At 54.4% G+C, this 20,421-nt stretch carries 5 protein-coding genes and 2 pseudogenes; 6 read left to right on the top strand and 1 reads right to left on the bottom strand.

Annotated elements, in window-relative coordinates; all coding sequences use genetic code 11:
• The first annotated feature begins 45 nt into the window (after nucleotides 1–45).
• The 6 genes and pseudogenes from O5O45_RS12290 to O5O45_RS12265 all read left to right on the top strand — a co-directional run bounded on the left by O5O45_RS12290 (nucleotide 46) and on the right by O5O45_RS12265 (nucleotide 17,898).
• Complete coding sequence (locus tag O5O45_RS12290; protein ID WP_305905515.1) at nucleotides 46–15,375, top strand: EndoU domain-containing protein; 15,330 nt, start codon at nucleotides 46–48, stop codon at nucleotides 15,373–15,375.
• A 9-nt stretch (nucleotides 15,376–15,384) separates the two neighbouring features.
• The gene (locus O5O45_RS12285; RefSeq protein ID WP_305905514.1) at nucleotides 15,385–15,696 is read left to right on the top strand and encodes a hypothetical protein; all 312 of its coding nucleotides are present in this window, start codon (nucleotides 15,385–15,387) and stop codon (nucleotides 15,694–15,696) included.
• Between the two features lie 146 nt (nucleotides 15,697–15,842).
• Nucleotides 15,843–16,010 (top strand): annotated as a pseudogene (locus tag O5O45_RS32085) (alpha-amylase family glycosyl hydrolase); the annotation flags it as partial.
• A 93-nt stretch (nucleotides 16,011–16,103) separates the two neighbouring features.
• Nucleotides 16,104–16,424 (top strand): annotated as a pseudogene (locus O5O45_RS12275) (transposase); the annotation flags it as partial.
• A gap of 164 nt (nucleotides 16,425–16,588) precedes the next feature.
• Nucleotides 16,589–17,119 carry a GNAT family N-acetyltransferase gene (locus O5O45_RS12270; protein WP_305905513.1) on the top strand — a complete coding sequence of 177 codons (531 nt, stop codon included), beginning with the start codon at nucleotides 16,589–16,591 and terminating at the stop codon, nucleotides 17,117–17,119.
• Nucleotides 17,120–17,298: 179 nt separating this feature from the next.
• Nucleotides 17,299–17,898 (top strand): hypothetical protein, encoded by a 600-nt coding sequence (locus O5O45_RS12265; RefSeq protein ID WP_305905512.1) that lies wholly within the window; start codon nucleotides 17,299–17,301, stop codon nucleotides 17,896–17,898.
• A gap of 171 nt (nucleotides 17,899–18,069) precedes the next feature.
• Here the strand turns inward: O5O45_RS12265 and O5O45_RS12260 are convergent, their stop codons facing one another.
• Nucleotides 18,070–20,406 (bottom strand): M1 aminopeptidase family protein, encoded by a 2,337-nt coding sequence (locus O5O45_RS12260; protein ID WP_305905511.1) that lies wholly within the window; start codon nucleotides 20,404–20,406, stop codon nucleotides 18,070–18,072.
• Between the last annotated feature and the right edge of the window lie 15 nt (nucleotides 20,407–20,421).

Below are 20,421 nucleotides of genomic sequence, written 5' to 3'. Positions count from 1 at the left end.
TAGAAGCGCGGCTTTTTTATTGAATTCAAAATATAAGGTGGCGCAATGGTTGCGGTAGTTACAGGGGGCGGGTTAGGTCTGTTTGGTAAGGAATTGGCAGGAGGCGCAGGCTTTTCCCATCTTCGGCAGGGCCAGATTGGCGAGACATCCTATGTTAACGCGTCCACCGGTAACCTTATATTGCAAACCAGGGACGAACTGTTGATCGGGGCAGGAAAAGATACCAGCTTGGTCCGGACCTACAACAGCCAGGGCCAGTTCACCGATGATAACGGGGACAACTTCTACTTTAACTTCAACCAGACCCTGGAGTTTGACAATGCGACCCTAGGGCAGGCCGGCAGCACCATCACCCGGGTGGCCGGAGACGGCAGCCGCGTGGTATACATCTTCGATGAAGCCTCGGGCCAATATGTCTCCACAGTCGGTAGCGGCGCCCATGACACCATCAGCTACAACCCTAACAGCGTGTACCGTTTCCTGTGGACGGAAGGATCGACCCGGCAGCAGGAAATCTATGATGACCAGGGCGTGCTGTTCGGACTCAAACATGAAGACGATCCGACCCGGTTAAGCATCAGCAAGACCGCGTCCAAGGTCACCATTGCCAACGCCGCCGGCGAGAAAGTCGAGGTCTACTACGACAGTAAAGGCCGTCCGGAAAGCGTCAAAACCCGGCTGGCCAACGGACACCTGCAGGCGACGACCTCCTACCACTATGACAGCCAGGATCGCCTGTACCGGGTCAAAGTCGACATCACCCCGGAAGACAGCAGCATTGCCGATGGTCAGCGATACATGACCACCTACGCCTATGAAGGCGCCAGTAAACGGGTCTCGCGCATTGTGCAGAGCGATGGCACGGTACTGAGTTTCGGTTATGAGCTGGTGGACGGGGAATACCGGGTCAGTCGGGTGATGCAGGGGGAAGGAGACGATGCGCTTCTGACCACCTATGCCTATGATCTGGCGAACCGGGAAACGGTGATCACCCGGGTCACCGACCCCACCACCGAAACCGGTTACCAGACCCTCCTGCGCTATGATGCGGAAGGTCAGATCACCGAGATCGAACGCCCCCAGAATGCCACGGCCAGTGCCCTGCAGCAGTACCGTTATGACAGTGACGGCAATCTGGTGGAAGTGATTGACGCCAGTGGTGCCCGACTCACCTCCCGTTACGATGAACAGGGCAACCTGCTGGAACAGCACGATGCCCTGGGCTTTGTGACCACCTACACCTACAACGACCGTAACCAGATCGAAACCCAGACCCGCTACCAGGCGGCGGATCCGGACGGGATCGAAGGGCCCCAGAGCGCCAGTGACGGACAGACCAGTCGCCGGATCTACGATGACAACGGCCTGCTGCGGTTTGAAATCGATGCCCTGGGCGGCGTGGTCGAATACCAGTACAACGCGCAACATCAACTGCAAACCACCCTCGGTCATACCCAGCGCTATGACCTCAGTGGTCTGGCGGTGGACGCGGTGCCCACATTAAGCACCTTGCAAACCTGGTCCGCTGGAGCCCTGCAGGCCGGGGTGAGCCGGGTGGATTATGCCTACGACTTCCGTGGCCAGCTGAGCCAGAAAACCACCTACAGTGAGACCGATGCCAATGGCGCGGGCATCACCGCCACAGCGGCCACAGCCTTCTACGTCTACGACCATAACGGCTGGTTGCTGAAAGAAGTCAGTGCCGGTCACCAGGTACCGGTGGAAACCGCCAATGACCTGCCCAGTGCCATGGGCCACCAGGCCAATAACGGCGAGACCCTGTATGTGTATGACGGCCTGGGGCGTCTGTTGTCGACCAAAGATGCCCTGGGGGTGATTCGTTCAAGCACGGAATACCAGGGCAACCAGGTGGTGACCACCGATGCGGTGGGCCATCAGAGCGTCAGTCACTTCAACAGCGCCGGACAATTGACCCATGTGGTGGAAAACGATGTCAGCAGCACGCTGACAGAACTGTCCCGCACGCACAAGGAATACGATGACCTGGGTCGCTTGATCAAATCGACGGACACCCTGGGCAACAGCACGCACTATGTGTACGACGCCCAGGACCGGGTACGCTTTGAGATTGATGCCGACGGTTATGTGATCGGCCATGTGTACGACACACTGGGCCGGGAAGTGGTTACCCAACGGTTTGAGGCGGCCTATCCCGGCCAGGAAATGACCTTGTCTGCCCTGGAAGGCTTTGCGGCAACACAGTCGACACCGGCGCAGAGCCATACAGTGTACGACGCCAAAGGCCAGCTCAAATACAGCATTGATGCCGAAGGCTACGTGACCGGCTATGACTACGATGCCCAGGGTCGGCAGATCGCCAGCACCTCTTATGACACCCCGATCAGTGCCGAGTTTGCGTCGTCAGAAAGCGCGGTGAAAGCAGCACTGTACAGTGTGCAGTCTCAGGACTTCAGGACGGATCTCTCCGGCTACAGCCTCAAGAACTATGGCGCCAATGCGGTGGTGCTGGCCGATGGCTCTGTCAGCTTTACCTCCGGCAGTAGTGAGTCAACCCTCTATCCGGGGCTGGTCAGTGACCGTCGGATTGCTTTCCAGGAAGGCATGTTCTACCGGGCCGAAGTACAGACGGGCAGCCAGAGTGACGGACGCTATCTGCAGTTAATGCTGCAGGCCAGCAATGGCTTCAGTGATCCGGGACACAGACGCCATGGCGTCCAGTTCCTGGGCGATAAAGCGTACCGCTATCAACGTTTTGACGGTACGACCCAGAAGGACGAAATCGGGGCGATCAAGGACAACACCACCTATGTGGTGGAATTGGAAACCACGGCAACCGGCACGGTGCTGTGGGTTTACGAGAAAGGCCAGAATCGGGCACAGGGTTGGAGTGATACCCTGGCGGGGACAGACTGGTTCGACATGGAACTGCGGGCATTTACCAAGCTGGCTGGTTACAGTCCGGCAGAGGTGACCCTGCACAATGCCATTGAAGCGGATTTGAATCAGCAGATTGAGGGCGCAACGACCCGCAACGTTTATGATGCCAACGGCCAGGTCAAATACAGCATTGATGCCGAAGGCTATGTGGTTGAGCATGAGTATGATGCCCAGGGCCGGGAAGTGGCCACGTACCAGTATAATGCCGTGTATAGCGAGCAGGAGTTCACGCTGTCGGCATTGAAACTATTCACCGATGCTCAATCCAGCTCTGTAGATGCTCATATCGTCTATGACGCCCGAGGGCAGATCAAATACAGCATTGATGCGGCCGGTTATGTCACGACCCATGATTACGATGCGCAGGGCCGTGCAGTACGCTCGGCCCGCTATGAGGTGGCGTATACCGGTCAGGCATTCACCCTGTCGGCGCTGGAGGCGTTTACAGCGGCTCAACCCACGCCGGTGGAAAGCCATCAAGTGTATGATGCCAAAGGCCGGGTCAAATACAGCATCGATGCCGAAGGCTATGTGACCGGCTACACCTACGATACGGCTGGGCGGGTGATTGAAACCCGCCAATATTCTGCCGCGTTACCCGAGAGTGGCGTATCCTATACCGTCGAAGGCATTGACGCCCGGCTACCGGAACTGGTGGCCTGGACGTACCGGTCATCGGACAACCTCACCGGCTATGCCGGGCAAGGTGAACGGGTCGCCGGCGCCTATGGCTGGAATGAGGCCTTGCGTTCCAGCAACAGCCTGACCGGTGAAGGCTTTATCGAATTTACCATTCCGACCGATGGCAAACGGGCAATGGTGGGCCTGAGCAAGTCCAATAATACGGACAGCTACACTGACTTGAACTATGCCTTTTATCGTCGTTGGGACGGGCATATCCGTATTTATGAAGGCGGCGAATTCAAGCAGGATGTGGGCGTCTATGGGGCGGATGCCCGCTTCCGTATCGAGATGGACGGCACGGCCGTCAAATACTACCTCCAGTCTTCGCCAGAGGACGCCTTTGCGCTGGCCTACACCTCCAGCGTGGCGGCGGATGTCACCAAGGCTTATGTGGTGGATACCTCTTTCCTGGAAGACGGGGCGATCATCGGTGATGTGGTGATGGGGCAGAGCCTGTCTCATATCGGTGGAAACGTTCAGCTCTCCCGGGTCGTCTACGACAGTCGCGGTCAGGCCCGTTTCAGTATTGATAGCTCAGGCTACGTGACCGAAACCACCTATGACGCCCGCGGTCAGGCGGTGCGCTCCACCCGTTATGATGCGGTGTACAGCGGACAGGACTTTACCCTGTCGGCATTGGAAAGCTTTGCCGGTGCACAGGCCACGCCAGTCGATGGCCATCACGTTTATGATGCCCGTGGTCAGGTACGCTTCAGTCTCGATAACCTGGGCTATGTCACCGAGACCCTCTATGATGCCCGAGGTCAGATCACGAAGGTCATCGGCTACGAAGCGGCCTATACGGGAAGTGATTACACCCTGGCCACTCTGGAGAGTTTCGGGGCAGGCCAGACAAACAAAACCATCAGTCATCAGATCTATGATGACCGTGGCCAGACCCGCTTTACCATCAATGCGTTAGGTCAGGTCAGTGAATCCCGCTACGACCATGCCGGTCGGGTTACTGAAACCCTGCGTTATGCCGGGACCTATACCGGTACGGAGATGACCGAGTCGGCGCTGGCAGCCTTTGCGGCAACCCAGACCGAAGGCACTCAATCGACTCACAAGATTTATGACGATCGCGGCCAGGTCCGCTATGCCGTGGATGCCGGCGGTTATGTCACCGCCTACACCTACAATGCCCAGGGGCAGGTCATTGGTACCTATCAGTACAGTGGTGCGTTACCTGACACCGGGGTTGAGTATAGCGAAGCCGGAATCGAGGCCTGGTTACCTCAGCTGGTGACCTGGGAGTATCAGTCGAGCGGCATGGAAGGTTACCTGGGCACCTCTGAGCGGACCCTGGCGACCGGCACCTGGAACCAGTCAGCCCGGTCCGCAGAGATCCTGCGTGGTGATGGCTATCTCGAGTTCACTCTGCCCGGTGACGGCAAACGCGTCATGGCAGGACTGAATAAAACCAACAGTTCAGATGATTACTCGGATCTCGATTTTGCCGTTTACAGAAACTGGGAAAATCATTTAAAGATTTTTGAAGAAGGGGCAGAAATCGCCAACCTGGGAAAACATGACCCTCAAACCCGGGTGCGGATCGTGGCGGAAGGCAATCAGGTCAAATACTACCTGAAGTCGCCCACCGATGCGGACTTTGTCCTCAAGTATACTTCCACGAATACCTATGACAGCGCCGCAGGCTATTTTGTGGACAGCTCTCTCCTGGATCCGGGCGCGAAGATGGAAAGTACTGTCCTCGGCCACAATCTGGCGATGTCCGCCAGCACGGTCCGCAGCAGCCAATCCGTCTACGATGCCCGTGGCCAACTGGTGTATAGCCTGGATACGGCCGGTTATGTGACCCGTCATGAGTATGATGCCCAGGGCAATGTGATCCGCACCACCCGGTATGCCGAAGCCGCCTCCGGGGTGGGGATGGCACCGACGGAAGCCGCCATGGACGCGGCGGTGGCCAGCTTGGCCAGCAGTCAGGATCAGGTCACTCAGTTTGTCTATGATGACCTGGATCGTCTGCGTTTCAGTGTCAATGCCGAAGGCTATGTCAGTGAAACCCTCTACAACGGTTTCAACCAGGTGGTGGAAGAACGCCAGTACGCCCAGGTCTATGCCGGAGCTGTTACCTATGCGGCGCTGGATGCCCTGAGCACGGACAGCCAGACACGGGTGACCCGCTATCAGTACGATGCCCGGGGCCAGACCATTCGCCAATCCCAGCGTCTGATGGTGGGCAATTCCGAAACCTGGGTCACGGAAACCTATGACTATGATTACCAGGGCAACCGCATTGCGGTGACCGATGCCCGGGGCAATACCACGACCTTTGCCTATGATGATAACAACCGCCTGATCACCAAACTGACCCCGAGGGATTCGGTGGATGATGGTCAGGTGGCGGCTGCGGATCGCCAAGGCTATGTGATCCGCTACAGCTATGACGCTTTCGATAACCTGCTGAGCGAAACCCATTACACGACGGCGGTGTCTGTCTATGAGAAAACCGCGGCGGACTATGTCAGCAGTGGCGTCACCCTGAACAACGATGCCCAGGGCGGAGATCGCACCACCCGTTACGAATACGATCCCCTGAACCGTCAGGTACGCATTCATGCGCCGGAGGTGAACGGCCAGACCCTGGTGACCCGCAAGGACTACGATCGCTTCGGCAACGTGGTGCAACTGGTCAGCGGGGAAGGGCTGAGCAATGCCCAGATCAGCACGTTCGAATTCGACGAACTGAACCGGGTGGTTCTGGAAACCAAAGCGGCGGGCACTGCCGAAGCCAGCACCACCGGCTATGAATACAACGGCTTCGGTCAGATCACCCGGGTGATTGATCCGCGCTATTACGAGCTGACCACGAACCTGTCGGAGTGGACCCAAGGCGAATTAAGCCGCCTGAAGATCCTGGCGCAGAAATACCTGGCCGACGACAGCAGCCTGTGGGCAAGTCAGCAGGCGAGCTGGCTGTCCAAATACGCCACCACGCTGAGCTTTTTGAATCCGGATTACCTGCCCAGCGGCTCCCATGTGGAAGTGTTGAAGGATATCTTCAGCCACACCCAGGATTTTGATCGCCGTGGCCTCAAGATCAGCGAGACTGATGGCGAAGGCTACACTACATCGAGTGACTACGATGCGTTCGGTAACCTGATTCAGTCGACGGATGCCGAAGGCCATACCGGCCACTTCTTCTACGATGCCCTCAATCGCCTGACCCTGCAGGTGGACCCGGCAGGCTATGTGCAGGGCTATGCCTACAATGCCAGTGGCCAGGTGGTGTCGAAAACCGCCTGGAATACCCCGATCAGCACCAATCTGAGCGGCAAGACCCTGGCCCAGGTGCAAAGCCTGCTGGTCAGTGATGCCAGCCATGACCGTCAAACGGCCAGCGTGTTCGACACCCTGGGCCGGGTGGTGGAGGAACAGGCTCGGAAAACCAGCAGCATCGTGGTCAGTGATCAGTATACCTATGATGCGGCCGGTAACCGCTTGAGCTGGACCAACCGGGAAAACCAGGTGACCCAGTACCAGTACGATGCCCTGGGCCGTCGCACGGCGACCATTCAGCCGAGCACCACGGTGGTGTTCAATTCAGACATCAACAACACGGCCGAACGGCAACTGGCCGAACAGGTGCGCTACGATGCCTTTGGCAACAAAGTGGCGGTTACCGAGGGCAGCTACTGGGATGCCGCCAGCCAGAGCTTCAAGACCATCACGGGGCAAACCCGGACAACGCTGTTCCAGCACGACAAACTGAACCGGGAAGTGGCAGTATGGTCCGCCGTGACCAGCATGGACTACTACAGCAGCACCGGCAGCCTGAGAAGCTACAGCAATGTGCGTCAGGTGACCTCGCGGGAGTTTGACCTGTTCGGCAACCGTCTGGTGGAAGTGGTCAGGGCTTATGAGGTCGATGAGAATGGTACCCCGACCACGGCGCTGGAACCGAAACAGAAACAGCTCTTCAGCTACGATGCCCTGAACCGATTAACGGCTCAGGTGAATACCACCGGTGGGGTCACCACCTATGCCTACGACGATCAGGGCAACCGTATCCTGGAACGTCAGTACGGGGAAGAACTCGCCAGCGTCAGCACCAATTTGTTGGCCGACTTCTTAAGTCAGGAGACCGACGACTATCGGGAATTGACCTCGGTCTATGACCTGAATAACCGGGTGGTGGAAACCCGCACCCGCTCTGAGACCCATTTTGATCTGGCCCTCAAGGCGGAAGATATCTCCGCCCTGGCCCAGGGTGGCAGTGCGGGCGGTCTGTATGATGACGGCTACAGTGCCGGTGCCATCCGGACCTTCAACCTGTATGACCGGAATGGCCAATTGATTGCCCAGACCGATGGCCGTGGCAATACCACCCGTTACTTCTACGACTCAAGGGGCGAGAAAACCGCTCAGCTGGAGGCCGGGGTCATCCATTATGACAAAGACTCGGCGGGTTCGTTAAATGTCAGTCGCCATCATGCGCTCACCACCTGGAAGGTGAATGGTTTTGGGCAGATCACCGAAGAATACCGTTATGCCTATGAGGCGAAAGATCCGGCGATGTACGCCACTTTGGATGAACTGAAATCCAATATTGCCAGCCAACGTTCGTCGGCAGAAGCCAAAGCGGCAGCCCTGGCGGGTCAGGACCTGGCGGATCTGGCCAACGAAGATGTCCTGGCCAGCCAGGTACAGGCGGATCGTCGCAGTGTGGCGGATTATGATCAACTGGGTCGTAAGATTCGGGACATCGTCTATAACGTGACAGACTACAGCCTGAGCGGCAATGCTCCGGTGAAGACCAGTGCGTCCACCCGGACTACTGAATACACTTACGATGATCTGGACCGTCTGCGCTCCACCATTGCCCCGGGGGATGGCGGAGTAATGGGGCGTACTACCGAAATCCACTATGACGAACTGGGCCGAGCGTCAACGGAGCTGGGCCAGCAGTTCACCGATTACCGCGGCGTCAGTGTCCGGGCCATGACCACCTACGGCTACGATGCCCTGGGGCGGGCGGTCAGTACCACTCGCCACGGATCGGTGGATGCCGAAGACCAGACCCAGAAAGTGGTGTATAACCTGCTGGGCTATGTGCAGTCCGAAGAAGACGCCACCGGTGCGGTGACCCACTACAAGACCGACATCTTCGGTAACAGCGTACAGAAACAGTGGACCCAGACCCAGGCGGACAACACCACAAAATCCTATCACTACCAGTACTGGTATGACGCCCAGAACCGGGAAATCAAACATGTGGATACCACGGGGCTGAGCCACGAAACCCGTTACAACGGTTATGGGGATATCGAAGCCAAAGGGGTCAATGGCCAGTACCAGGAACAGTACAAATACGACAAGGTCGGTCGCCTGTTCAGCACCAACAAGGAAACCGGGGCCCCTCAACTGTATCTGTATGACCAGAACGGCAATGCCACGGCGGAATTTATTCTGGTGGATGACAACCTGACCAACGAAGCGGGTGACCCGCTGAGCCTGGCGGAGATCGATACCCCCGCGCAACTGCAGGCCCTGTCAGTGCTGCAGACCCAGATGATGGTGAGTGTGTTTGATGAACGTAATCGCCTGACGGACACCTTTGAAGCGCCGCACGAATATCAGGAGCTGACAACACAACTGCATGAAGACATTGTCGACAGCGGCTGGACCTCGGACATTGATTACGACAACTGGCAGTTGAGCACCACTGATGTGGGATCGATGAGTTTTGATGAATCCGGCAATCCGGTGTTCAATGGCTCCAATACCCAATATTCCAGTCAGAAAATCTCTGCCAGTACAGATTATGCCTACCGTTCCAGCGTGCCGAGTAACCCGGCGGGGGTCTATACCCAGCAAGGTTACGGTGATTTTGCCTTAACTGAGGTGCAAGGTGCATTAACGCTGGACAGTGCTCTGACAGCAGTCGGCTCCAGCTATGGCGAGATCGCTTTAACCTCTGCGCATGATAGTTATGATACGGCCTGGCAACGGGAAAAGGTCGTCAATACCGGGACGAACCAGTTTACCAAGACCATTGTCCGGGTATGGCGATCAGTCGAGGGGGATAAGAGTTATATCTACCGCGATGTAGAAACCCAGAATTACCAGTTGGAAAGCAGTTTTGAGGTCAGTTCGGATGAGTTGAGCGAAGCGACCTTTGGGAATGATCAGGACTATGCGGTGAATCTGACACTGGACCGAGACGGCCAGATTGATGTCACGGGATACCGGACCGTCAGCCATGACATGAAGCGGGCTTTTGTTAGAGAGTTAACTACACGGACGTTTACGAAAGTGGGTGGAGCGCAGGTCGGAAGTGTCAGTGCCGTTGGTCTTGATTCAGTAAAAATTACATCTCAAGTTCATAATTTATCTCACCAATCGGTTAAAAAACGGGGAGGAGATGACGACCCTATTCAGCGTAATATTACTCGATCATTTACATTAGCAATACCATCACAATTACAAAAATTAGGAGTTGAATTACATTTTAGTATTGATGTGATCAATACTAGAACAGGCGCCACCAATACATTCAGCCAAGTTGTGGCCAAAAGTGCAACTTCAGTCACGAGGACTATTACTCATGCCTACCAAAGAGATAGCAGTGCGGCAGCCGGCGTTATTTATCCAAGCGATTTGTATTACCGGTTCAAAATTGTTGCTCCAGCTGAATTAGATAACAAAGTTCTTTATAGCCAAAAATTCAGCTATAACAGTTCTAATAACGGCTACAATCAATTAACGACCTATCAAGGAACAACAAGTAATGGCTATGTTGTAATTTATGAGCCTAATTCCAATCCTGCGGCTAAGCCTAGCGGCACTGTCGGTGGCGTTAATCTCAGTAATTCCAGCAAATACGGCAACCGCTATTATCTTGCTGTCGGCTCTGGAACTCATGCGGTTAATTTCACAACCAAAAACACTAGTGGAGAGGTACTAAATAAAGCTACAGCAACGGCGTCAGTTGGTACAGGTTCAGCCAGTACCTCTAACTATAAATTTGAAGTTCAGGACGTCCATCGGGTTTATCGCCAAGTTGTGGCTGGGGCCAGCAGTACCGAAGGCACTCAGGAAAGCCTCAGTGGTAACTGGTCTGTTGAAAACAATCAGCAGAAGAGTGTGACCCAGAACTATCGCGCCAGTTGGATTTTGGGGGATCACAGCAGTTACCAGATCCACAAACGTCAGCGATATAACGCCTTTGGTGAGGTGATTGCAGAAGTCGATGGTAATGGTAACCAAACACATTCCTTCTATGACGCCCAGGGTCGCTTGACCCACAAAATCGATCCCAAAGTGGAAGTGGCCCAGGATCATGCCGTCAATGGCGAACTGAAAACCCTGGAAGCTCATCCGGTCACCCGCTATTACTACAATGCCCAGGGCCAGATGGTCGCGACTGACGATGCCAACAGCTACCTGAATGCCAGAGATGAAGGCTATTCCGTGGAGCAGGATCAGGGCGCTTACTACCGTACTCAAAGCTTCAGCGGCGGCAGAGTGATCTCTGAGCGGGATGCTTTCGGCGGCAGCAAAACCTATCAATACGATGCGTTGGGGAATCGCCGGGTGATGATCGATGAACTCGGTCAGTACCATCAGTACAGCTTCGATAAGGCAAACCGGTTAACTGAAACCCGGCAATTTGCGTCCTTGTCCTCATATCGCAATGGCGCCGGAGGGGCGGCCTACTCCTTCGATGCCTACGGATATGATGAGCAGGGCAACCGGATTACCCATACGAATGCCCTTAATTATGTTGAGACATACCGCTACGACGGTGAAGGTCGCGTTATACAGCACACGAGCTTTGATGATGGCGATGTCAGTAACAATGCTGCGCGCTGGGAGGCTCGCAAGACCCGCTATATATATGGCTATGACGCCACCATCGGCAACGGCTTGGGCGGCTTTACCAAGGAAACCGTCAACGGCCTGAATTCTGAGAGTGACGCCAACTTTAAGGCAGCTCACACTCTGTTGGATAAATTGGATTACTTTGGCAGGATTCGTGAACACCGGGATCTGGGCGGTAATCAGTTCACTTACAATTACAATCAGGCGGGGTGGCTGTCGTCCCAGACCGGCGATACCAGTTCTAACTACGATGCTTCCGTAATTCCGGACAGCACGGGATTCCGGGAAGAACTCCGCAGCCGTGAAAATCAACATATTGAATACGAATACTATGCCAATGGTCGGGTGCGTCGTATCAATGACTATGGTATCGGCAGCTTTGCTGACTTCCGGTACGACGCCAATGGTAACGTGATTGATGAGACCTACCGAGACGGCTCTTTTACTAGCCTAGATCATTCTGTCCCTTATCAGAATGTCCATGCCGCCTATGATGCGTTGGGGCGGGTGAAGACCATTGTCGATTCCGATCAGTACGACCTGGAATACTTCTATGATGCGGTGGGTAACCGGCGCAGAGTGAAAACCGTCTACGACAACTATATCGTGTCCGAGAATAGTGTGGGCGAGAAGATCCAGACCCAGGATTTCTTTTATCTTTACGATAAAGAAAACCGCTTTACGGTCACAATGGGAGCCCTCAACAGTAGTGGCAAGATTCGGGCTGGCAATACCGGTTACCAGCTGACCTATGACGCCATGGGGCGTCGAACCAGCAGCTACAGCGCTTTGAAGAACAGAGAGGGACAGGCGGTTGTGGTCAATGAGAAGTATGTCTATGACGACAACAGCCGAGTTGAGTCCGTCTGGCTTCATGATACGGACTATGAGAACAAAGCCGGTACCGGCATTCGCTATAATGGCGAAGTTGATATGGGGAATGGCTTCCGCCAGATCGCCTACCGTGATAACGATGCGTTGGGACGTACGGTAAATCACTACCAATATATTCATTACACCGATGATAATGAAGTGATTCATCAGCAAACTTGGAGTCATAACGAATATGACTACAATGCCGATAATCGTGTGATCTATGACTATACCCGCTCGAAGAAAGGTGACGATAAAACCAGGACACTGGCCTACAGTTATCTGAATGATGGTTCGACGGTGAAGAGCACCTTCTATGAGGGGGCAGGAGCAGAACTGGATGTTAAAACCAATTACTTCTATAACGCCCAGGATCGCTTTGACCGCTACAAAGAAAGTCGCGTGGAAATTGACGCAATAGGCGATAATGTGGGGAAAGGGGTTTCTTATTACGCTTATAACGCCAACGGCCATAATCTGTTTGTCTATGATCATGTCGAAGACCGCTCTCTGACTTATATCAACAACCACCGCGGTCAGACCATCCAGCGGAATGAAATCGACTGGGAAGCACGAGGGGAAGAGAAGCCTATCCGTCGTAAGTTCTTCTATCTGGATGGGATTGTACGGGGAGATATCGGTAACGATGACGTTGCCTCCCGGACTGACTATGTTCAGCATCTGGCCAATACAGGAAATAAAGACCAAGTCCTGCGGACAGAGACCCGTTACTGGAGAGGCGGTAATGGCGATAAGCCGCGTATCAACAGCTATGAAGTCGACATCACCAAGAGAATCGGCTATTCCAAATTGAAGCGGGTCGTGCCGGTCACCTCGGCGGACTTCGATCAGAACTTTCAGCCCATCAGCCCCGAGTACCCTGGCAAAGCCTCCGGTTATTACACCACCGCAGAGGGCGACACGCTTCAGGCGATTGCCGCCAGCCAGTGGGGAGACAGCAGCCTGTGGTATCTGCTGGCCGACGCCAATGCATTATCCGGCAGCGAAGCGCTGACTGCAGGTTTGAACCTGGTAATCCCGAATGTGGTGACTAACGTTCACAACAATGCGGGGACTTTCCGGCCTTATGATCCGGGACTGGCGATAGGGGATACCACGCCGACATTGCCAGAACCGCCACCGCCGCCTAAAGGTGGTAAGTGTGGTGGGGCTGGGATTATTGTGACCGTCATTGCTGTTGCGGTGACGGCAATTTTAGCGCCATATGCAGTTACTGCTATCGGTAATGTAATGACTGCCTTAGGGACCGCAGGGACCACAGCGGGAGGATTCGGTCTTGGGGCTATGGCCACTTCCACGACGGTGCTGTCAGCAGCGGGGAGCACTTTTGCGACCGCCGCAGGTTATGCGGCAAGTGCAATGGTCGGTAGTGCAGTGTCGCAAGTGGCAGCCAAGGGAGTAGGAATACAAGATCACTTCTCGTTGAGAAACGTTGTGCGTAGTGGGATCACTGCGGGTGCGACAGCTGGTTTCGGCGCCTACGCCTTGATTAATAAATTACCTCAGTTAGCCACTAATATTGGAAGTGCAGCTATAGCTGCCGGTGCTGATTATGCTGCTGGCAGTATTACTGATACGGCGAAGACGTTCCGTTGGCGGGATGTGGCTACTTCCTTGGTTTCCAGCACGCTTTATGAAGGATTGGGACGGAGAGTTACCGGTAATGCTCTGGCTGATAACGGCCTGAAAGGCGCGCTTAATGCGGCGAACTCATCGTTGGGCAGCGGTAGTATCGCCAGTACTGCGATTCATGGTGTTTTTTCTGGTGCGGTGAGCGAAGGCGTTCGGACGGCGGTGTTTGATAGTAAAGACTATCGTCCGGATTATGTGGGGATGATGGCTGGGGTGTTGGGTAGTTCGATTGGGTCGCTGGCCTTGGCGGGGATTGCTGGGGGGAGTGGGAGGAGTAATGCTCGGACTGTTGAGCAGGAAGAAGTGGGAAGTCCTGTGCCAATGGTAGGAGAAGATCGTGTCATTGGTACCTCAAACGTGTATGAGGCAGCGGGATACCAACTGATTAAGACTAGTAGTGGTTCAGATGGTTTTTTAGCTTCATCAGGAATTGAAAAGGATGAAAGAGGCCTTTTCTCTATGGAGAGAATTAGCCAAACACAGTACATAAGAGTGAACTGGGAGGAAGTATACGAAACAGTTATTGTTCCGGGGCCCGAGATTTCTGATACATGTACTCCATATGAAGAGATTCGTGTGAGAATGTTACATCCTGAGCCGATAGCTAAATTACTAGACCCTAGATTCCAGGCTGAAATTGACTCGCTTCGTACTAACGTAGTTTCTTCGAGTGTATATTCGATTGGAGCTTTAGTGAATCCAAATGACCACGAAGGGAATATGGAGTTGGCTAGAGCTCTTGGTTTACTTGGTGAGATTGTGTCTGCCAGAGCGCAAGGCGCTGTGATGAATAAGATCCTGAATGTGGCTACACCAGGGACAAGGGTTGAAATACTTCCGCAAACTATTTCCGTTAGATCTCCAGTGATAGTTCAGCCAAGAACAGATATTATTGGTCAGGTAGTAGTTCCAAACAACATAACCTTTAACCAAGGCGCTGTTAAGCACTCTAATGTAGGAGACTTCCCCGCACCCGGCAATCCGAAGAAAAACCCTAATCCATCTTCTATGTCTGGTGGGGGGCATGGCCAAGCAAATATCGAATACCTAGAACAAATCGGTATGAAGTATAATATTGAGCACACTTTTGATAATGGAGTGCGAGTTGGAAATGTTCCACAGCATAAACATAAGATAAAGAAAAGAGGATTAGGGCAGTCGTGGTTCCCTGAAAAATGGACTGAGACTGATATAAAAGCTGCGGGTGAACATGTCGTAAATACAACTAAAAACTTCGATAGTGTTGCAGACGGTGTTCCTGTTTATGGAATCTATAACAATGTAAGAGTTGGTGTGATTAAGACAAATGGTCAGCCTGCAACTGTCTTTCCTGACGGCTCTAAACAACCATCGGTAACAACCAACGACTTTTGGGAAGTTATTTTAAGTAAATAGGGGTTAGATATGAGTTTATTAGCTGAAGTTAAATCTTTAGTGGTAGAAGTGAATAAATTGCATCCTGAAGACCCCAAAGTCTATGAGTACTGGGAAAAGCTCACCGAACTCTTGTCTAAGGACGAGAGTTCTACTTTGTCACTGTTCAACGATTTGGATGACAGTGACATAGTGGAAGACTTGAGTTCGGTCTTTGACGATGTATCAAGAAACTTACAAAGTAAAGATTTTATTTTATGTATAGAGTCTCTTGAAAGGCGCTATCCTGATCTAATGCTTGAACATATGATTCAAGCTGCGAAGGATGCTTTGATTGATTAATAATTTGTTGTTCCAGACACAAAAACTATTGCTACAAACAAAACTTACTCAGAGAGAATAAAAAGGACATCCACAAACCAATTGACTAAGCAGTAGTCAACTTGTAGTCTTTTGTCTGTTTAAATATCCAGTGTTAAGGTTCAAGGATGACTCGTGCCAGAAAGGAACTCATTTCTCTCTCCGATACCCGTTATTATCATTGTGTTGCCCGTTGTGTTCGTCGTGCTTTCCTTTGTGGTCAGGATGAATTCTCGGGGCAATGCTATGAACATCGTCGCCAATGGATAGTCGACAGGCTCTTCTTTTTATCTGACGAGCGGAAAAAGGACACCCACAAACCAATTGACTAAGTTGCAGTCAACTTGTAGTCTTTTGTCTGTTTAAATATCCAGTATTAAGGTTCAAGGATGACCCGCGCCAGAAAGGAACTCATTTCCCTCTCCGATACCCGTTATTATCATTGTGTTGCCCGTTGTGTTCGCCGTGCTTTCCTTTGTGGTCAGGATGAATTCTCGGGGCAATGCTATGAACATCGTCGCCAATGGATTGTGGACAGGCTCTTCTTTTTATCAGAGGTCTTTGCAATTGATGTGGCTGCCTATGCGGTGATGAGCAATCATTATCATGTAGTCCTGAGTGTGGATGCTGATCGGGTCAAGAGCTGGACGGATGATGAGGTGATTGAACGTTGGTGTCGCCTGTTTGATGGTCACCTGTTGATACTCCGATAAGGATGACCCGCGCCAGAAGGGTGCTCATTACTAATTTAGCGATGTGCGGCCAATGTTGAATTTCACAAAATCTCCCAACAATTCAATAGAGTAAAGCGCAAATATTTGTATTATTGAACTGACGTCTATAGTTAGTGGAAGAGTGCAAGGAGTAATAGTTCATGGCGCAGATATTTGAAACGGAAAGGCTGATTCTCAGACCCCGCGGCCTGCAGGACGTTGAGGCCTGTATCGCCATGGATAAAGACCCGGAAGTGACCCGCTACATCCCAGGCGTTTATGACGGATCGGAGGCGCACGTCAATTTCCTTCTCTCGCGTATCAATGGCGACTTTGGCGAGCGCCGCGGCTACTGGTCAATCTTCGCGAAAGATAACCCGGATGAACTGTTGGGCTGGGTTTCCTATATACCTATCGACGCTGTCGGCCCCGAACTGGAAATGGGCTGGCGTCTGGTGCGCAGAGCCTGGGGCAAAGGCTACGCGACCGAAGCGGCGATCCGACTCGCCCAGTACGCCTTCGAAGACCCCGAACTGGACATGCTGACGGCCATCGCCCATATCGAAAACCTAGCCTCCATCAACGTGATTGAGAAACTGGGCTTTAAGTATATCCACGACAGCGAGTTTGAAGGCGTGGCCTGCAAATACTTTGAACTGACAAAGACGGAATTCCAGCGGCGTTGGGGATGAACAAAGGATGATGGAGCCATAAAATTCATCGTTATTTCCCCTCGGCTCCGGCTATACTGCTGAACTGGATTTTGCGCATCTTCCCCAGCCTGGATTGGCTTCCTCTTTGTCGCCAGGTTGGGAGTGAATGGGTGTGTCGTTCAACTTCTGTTTTGCAGTGACCTCTGTCTGTGGATTCTATGAATATCGACCAAGCCTTGAACGCCTTCTATAAAGAAAGCGGTTTTGAACTCGAAACCGGTAAGCGGCCGGCTTTCGTTGAAGTCTTCGTAGGCTGTCTGCTGGTTCCCTTGCCGAACGTAGAGACGCGCCGCAAGTACATCAAGTACCACGATCTGCATCATGTGATCACCGGCTATGGCGCTTCGCAAGTCGGCGAAGGCGAGGTCAGCGCCTGGGAGTTAGGGACGGGCAGCATGCTGCATCCCATTCTGATGTTCATGAACCTGATCGCCATTTCCACCGCCTTGGCGGTCAGCCCGCGACGGGTATTCAAGGCGTATCTGCTGGGCTGTAAAAGCCGCAATTTGTACTGTCCTAAAGTGCGTCGCCGCATTGATAACGGCGAGCTGAACGACATCGCGCAACTGCGCAATGAGTTTGTTAACTGCCGCTGCAGCGACGGCTGGATCGCGTTGAAGATGATCCCCTTTGTCCTGTATGCGCTACTCTCTATCATCATTCACCTGATTCTCGTGATCCCCGCTTTGCTATACAAAAAAGTCTGGGGCAAACTTTTTAGCGCCAGATTGGTGAAGCTGGTGAAAGTGCGCAGTTAGCTCGCTGCCCGGTGGCTGACGGTACATAGAAGAACAAAATCGGAAGACCTTGTATTGTTAAAGGCAGCGGAGTCACCATCTATCATCCCGACAGGAAAGCGACTACGCTGCGAGAAGACAAAGCCCGACAAGCACAGGTCCCGTGTCTATTCTTCGTTCATGCCGGACACTTCAGAGCGTCTTCTCCATCGGTTTCTGCCGCAGCTCGCCCGGTTTCGCCACATTGATCTGGACCGAGACGCCGCCGACGATCTGCTCGGTGACGAGGCTCCGCTGGAGGAAGTGCAGCCGGATCGTCTGGCCTGGCTGCGCTTCGCGCGGCACTGCGATCTTAAGCCCGACCACGATCTGGTTGAATGGCGGCAGGTCTAACGCGAGCCGCTCCCCGCCCTCGTTCGGGAAACTCGCCTCAAAGCTCTGTGGGAAGCGCTGCCGGATCAGGTCCGGCGTCGCAGAAGTGAGTATGCTCCCACGTTGCGTCTCCCGGGAGCCGGCTAGGTGGGCGCCGCATTCGAGGACCACCGGCTCTGGCGGCGGTTCTGGACGGCCGTCGAAAGGGAAGAACGGCTTCGACGGGATGCTCGCGGCGTGGAACATCTCTGGCGCTTTGTGGATTACACTGGCTTCGAACCCGGCGGACTCGCGCAGCCGGATCAACTCAAGCGCGAACGCTGATTTCAGGTGGAGCTGCCAGTTCGCCACCACGATGGGCAGGATCATGAAGGTGTTGGGCAGCAGGTCTACCACGGTGAGATTCTTCTGCACCAGATTGTTGTGTTCCCACACGTGGCGGCTCGCGACAGGATGGTCGGAGCGCGTGATGACTGACGCCAAGAGACAGGTGTGCGTGCCGGCCGGCGGCGTTAACGCGCGCGGCCAGCGTGCTTTCACGACGCACGAAGCGCCGGGCGCTAAGTCGAAAGCCGCCCTCGCGGCGATACAAGGCAAGAAGTCGGCGGGATACTGGAACTGCGTACCGGCGAAACCTTTAGAGTGGAATGTGACGACGAAGTGCCGCGCCGCGCCGGCGCCAGCCTTGTTACGTACCCGGGCGTGGAACCAGTTGTCTTGGCCGTATTCTGGCGACTGGTGCGTTGTGCCTCCGTCGTCGGCGTTGCGGATCCACAGGTCGGGGGAGTTCCAAAACTTTCCGTCCCACGTGTCAGCGCCTGGATCAGCGGGGGCGTCTCGCAACCACAGGTCGGGCTCCGGCGACGGGTTAGCCAGCCCATAGACAAAGCGGTGGAAGGCATCCACCACCTGTACGTTGCCTGACTTGCAGAGCAGGAACTCTTCGATCATCGCAGTGGACACCGGGTTGCCCTGGTGAGCGACATAGAGTTCTTTCATCAGTGCGTTGAGCTGGCCAACGCCTAACAGCGCCGCCATGCCCTTCCAGAAGCGCGCGCCATCGGAGTAAGAGTTTCCGGGCGTGTTGCGCTGCCAAGGATCGCGCGAGCACAACAGGGCCGGCGCCACGGCGAAGTCGAAGGGCTGTGAGTCGTCGGCGCCATCGTCATGAAACGTAGTGAAACCTTCGTCCCACCAACCGTCCGCCTGCGAGGCGGGCTTGATGCCGCGTGCGTACCAACTGTGGAACGTTTCGTGGCGCAGCGCACTGGTCGAGGTGGTGGTGGCCCCCTCGTACTCCATGCCACCGCCGCCGTTAAAGAAGGCGGTGAAGCGGTTGCCGTGCAGGTAAGGGCCGTAGTCGTTCTCGTTGTCAGCCAAATGGATCTTAAGCGTGTTTAACTGCCCGGCGAGGCCGACGCCGCTGCCCACTGGCTTCCACGCTTCCAGCGTGATGGTTTTGCCGGAGATCGGCAGGGTCGTGGTGTCGGTCTGCAGCTCCAGAGAGTCGCTCGCGCGTACCTCGAGCAGGGGTGACAGCGCCGTGAAGCGCGCGGGGAATTCGATGCGCCAGTGGTTGGCTCCCAGCGGAGTGACGGCGCCGTTCGTGATGACTGAGTGCGCCACCAGCGTGTTGACAATCTGGACCTCCAGCGTGATGGCGAACTGGTCGAAGATCAGGTTGCACGGAAGCCAGGCCTCAGCGTAGCGCGCCTTGTTCAGATCGGAGAGGCCGAAGACAAACCGCAGGCGCGGGCCTGCGGACCAGTCGAGCGCGGGCAGGTAGCTGCCGCCCAGCTGCGCATCAGGTATGCTGAGAACATACTGGACGCGCAAGGTGTGCACCGAACCGGCGGCCTGTACCGATTCGATCACGCGCAGATCGGTGAAGCTGCTGGCGCCGAAGGCGTGATGAGCAAGCTGCGCCGCAGGCAACGGATCGCCATCAAGCCAGGCGCTCGTGATGTCCTGGCGCAGGTCGAAGATGGGGTTGCCCGATGAGGGCCCGACCGTGTAGGTCATCGTTGCGTCGCCGGTGGCGGTAAACGTCGCGGCGTCGAAGACCAGCGCCGCGTCGACGGTTTGGATGTCGATCGGCGCCGCCGCCAGACCGTCAACGGTCTTCGGCGGAGGCGCTAGATGAAAGTTGGTCGCCATATTGAGCCCTCGTGT

Source organism: Hahella sp. HNIBRBA332 (assembly GCF_030719035.1).
In the GTDB taxonomy this organism is placed as follows: domain Bacteria; phylum Pseudomonadota; class Gammaproteobacteria; order Pseudomonadales; family Oleiphilaceae; genus Hahella.
Note: the sequence above shows the minus strand (reverse complement) of the source record. Positions and strands in the feature narration are given on the sequence as shown.

Coding starts and splice junctions, on each gene's coding strand:
- O5O45_RS12290 (WP_305905515.1), top strand. CDS start 46: ATGGTTGCGGTAGTTACAGGGGGCGGGTTAGGTCTGTTTGGTAAGGAA.
- O5O45_RS12285 (WP_305905514.1), top strand. CDS start 15,385: ATGAGTTTATTAGCTGAAGTTAAATCTTTAGTGGTAGAAGTGAATAAA.
- O5O45_RS12270 (WP_305905513.1), top strand. CDS start 16,589: ATGGCGCAGATATTTGAAACGGAAAGGCTGATTCTCAGACCCCGCGGC.
- O5O45_RS12265 (WP_305905512.1), top strand. CDS start 17,299: ATGAATATCGACCAAGCCTTGAACGCCTTCTATAAAGAAAGCGGTTTT.
- O5O45_RS12260 (WP_305905511.1), bottom strand. CDS start 20,406: ATGGCGACCAACTTTCATCTAGCGCCTCCGCCGAAGACCGTTGACGGT.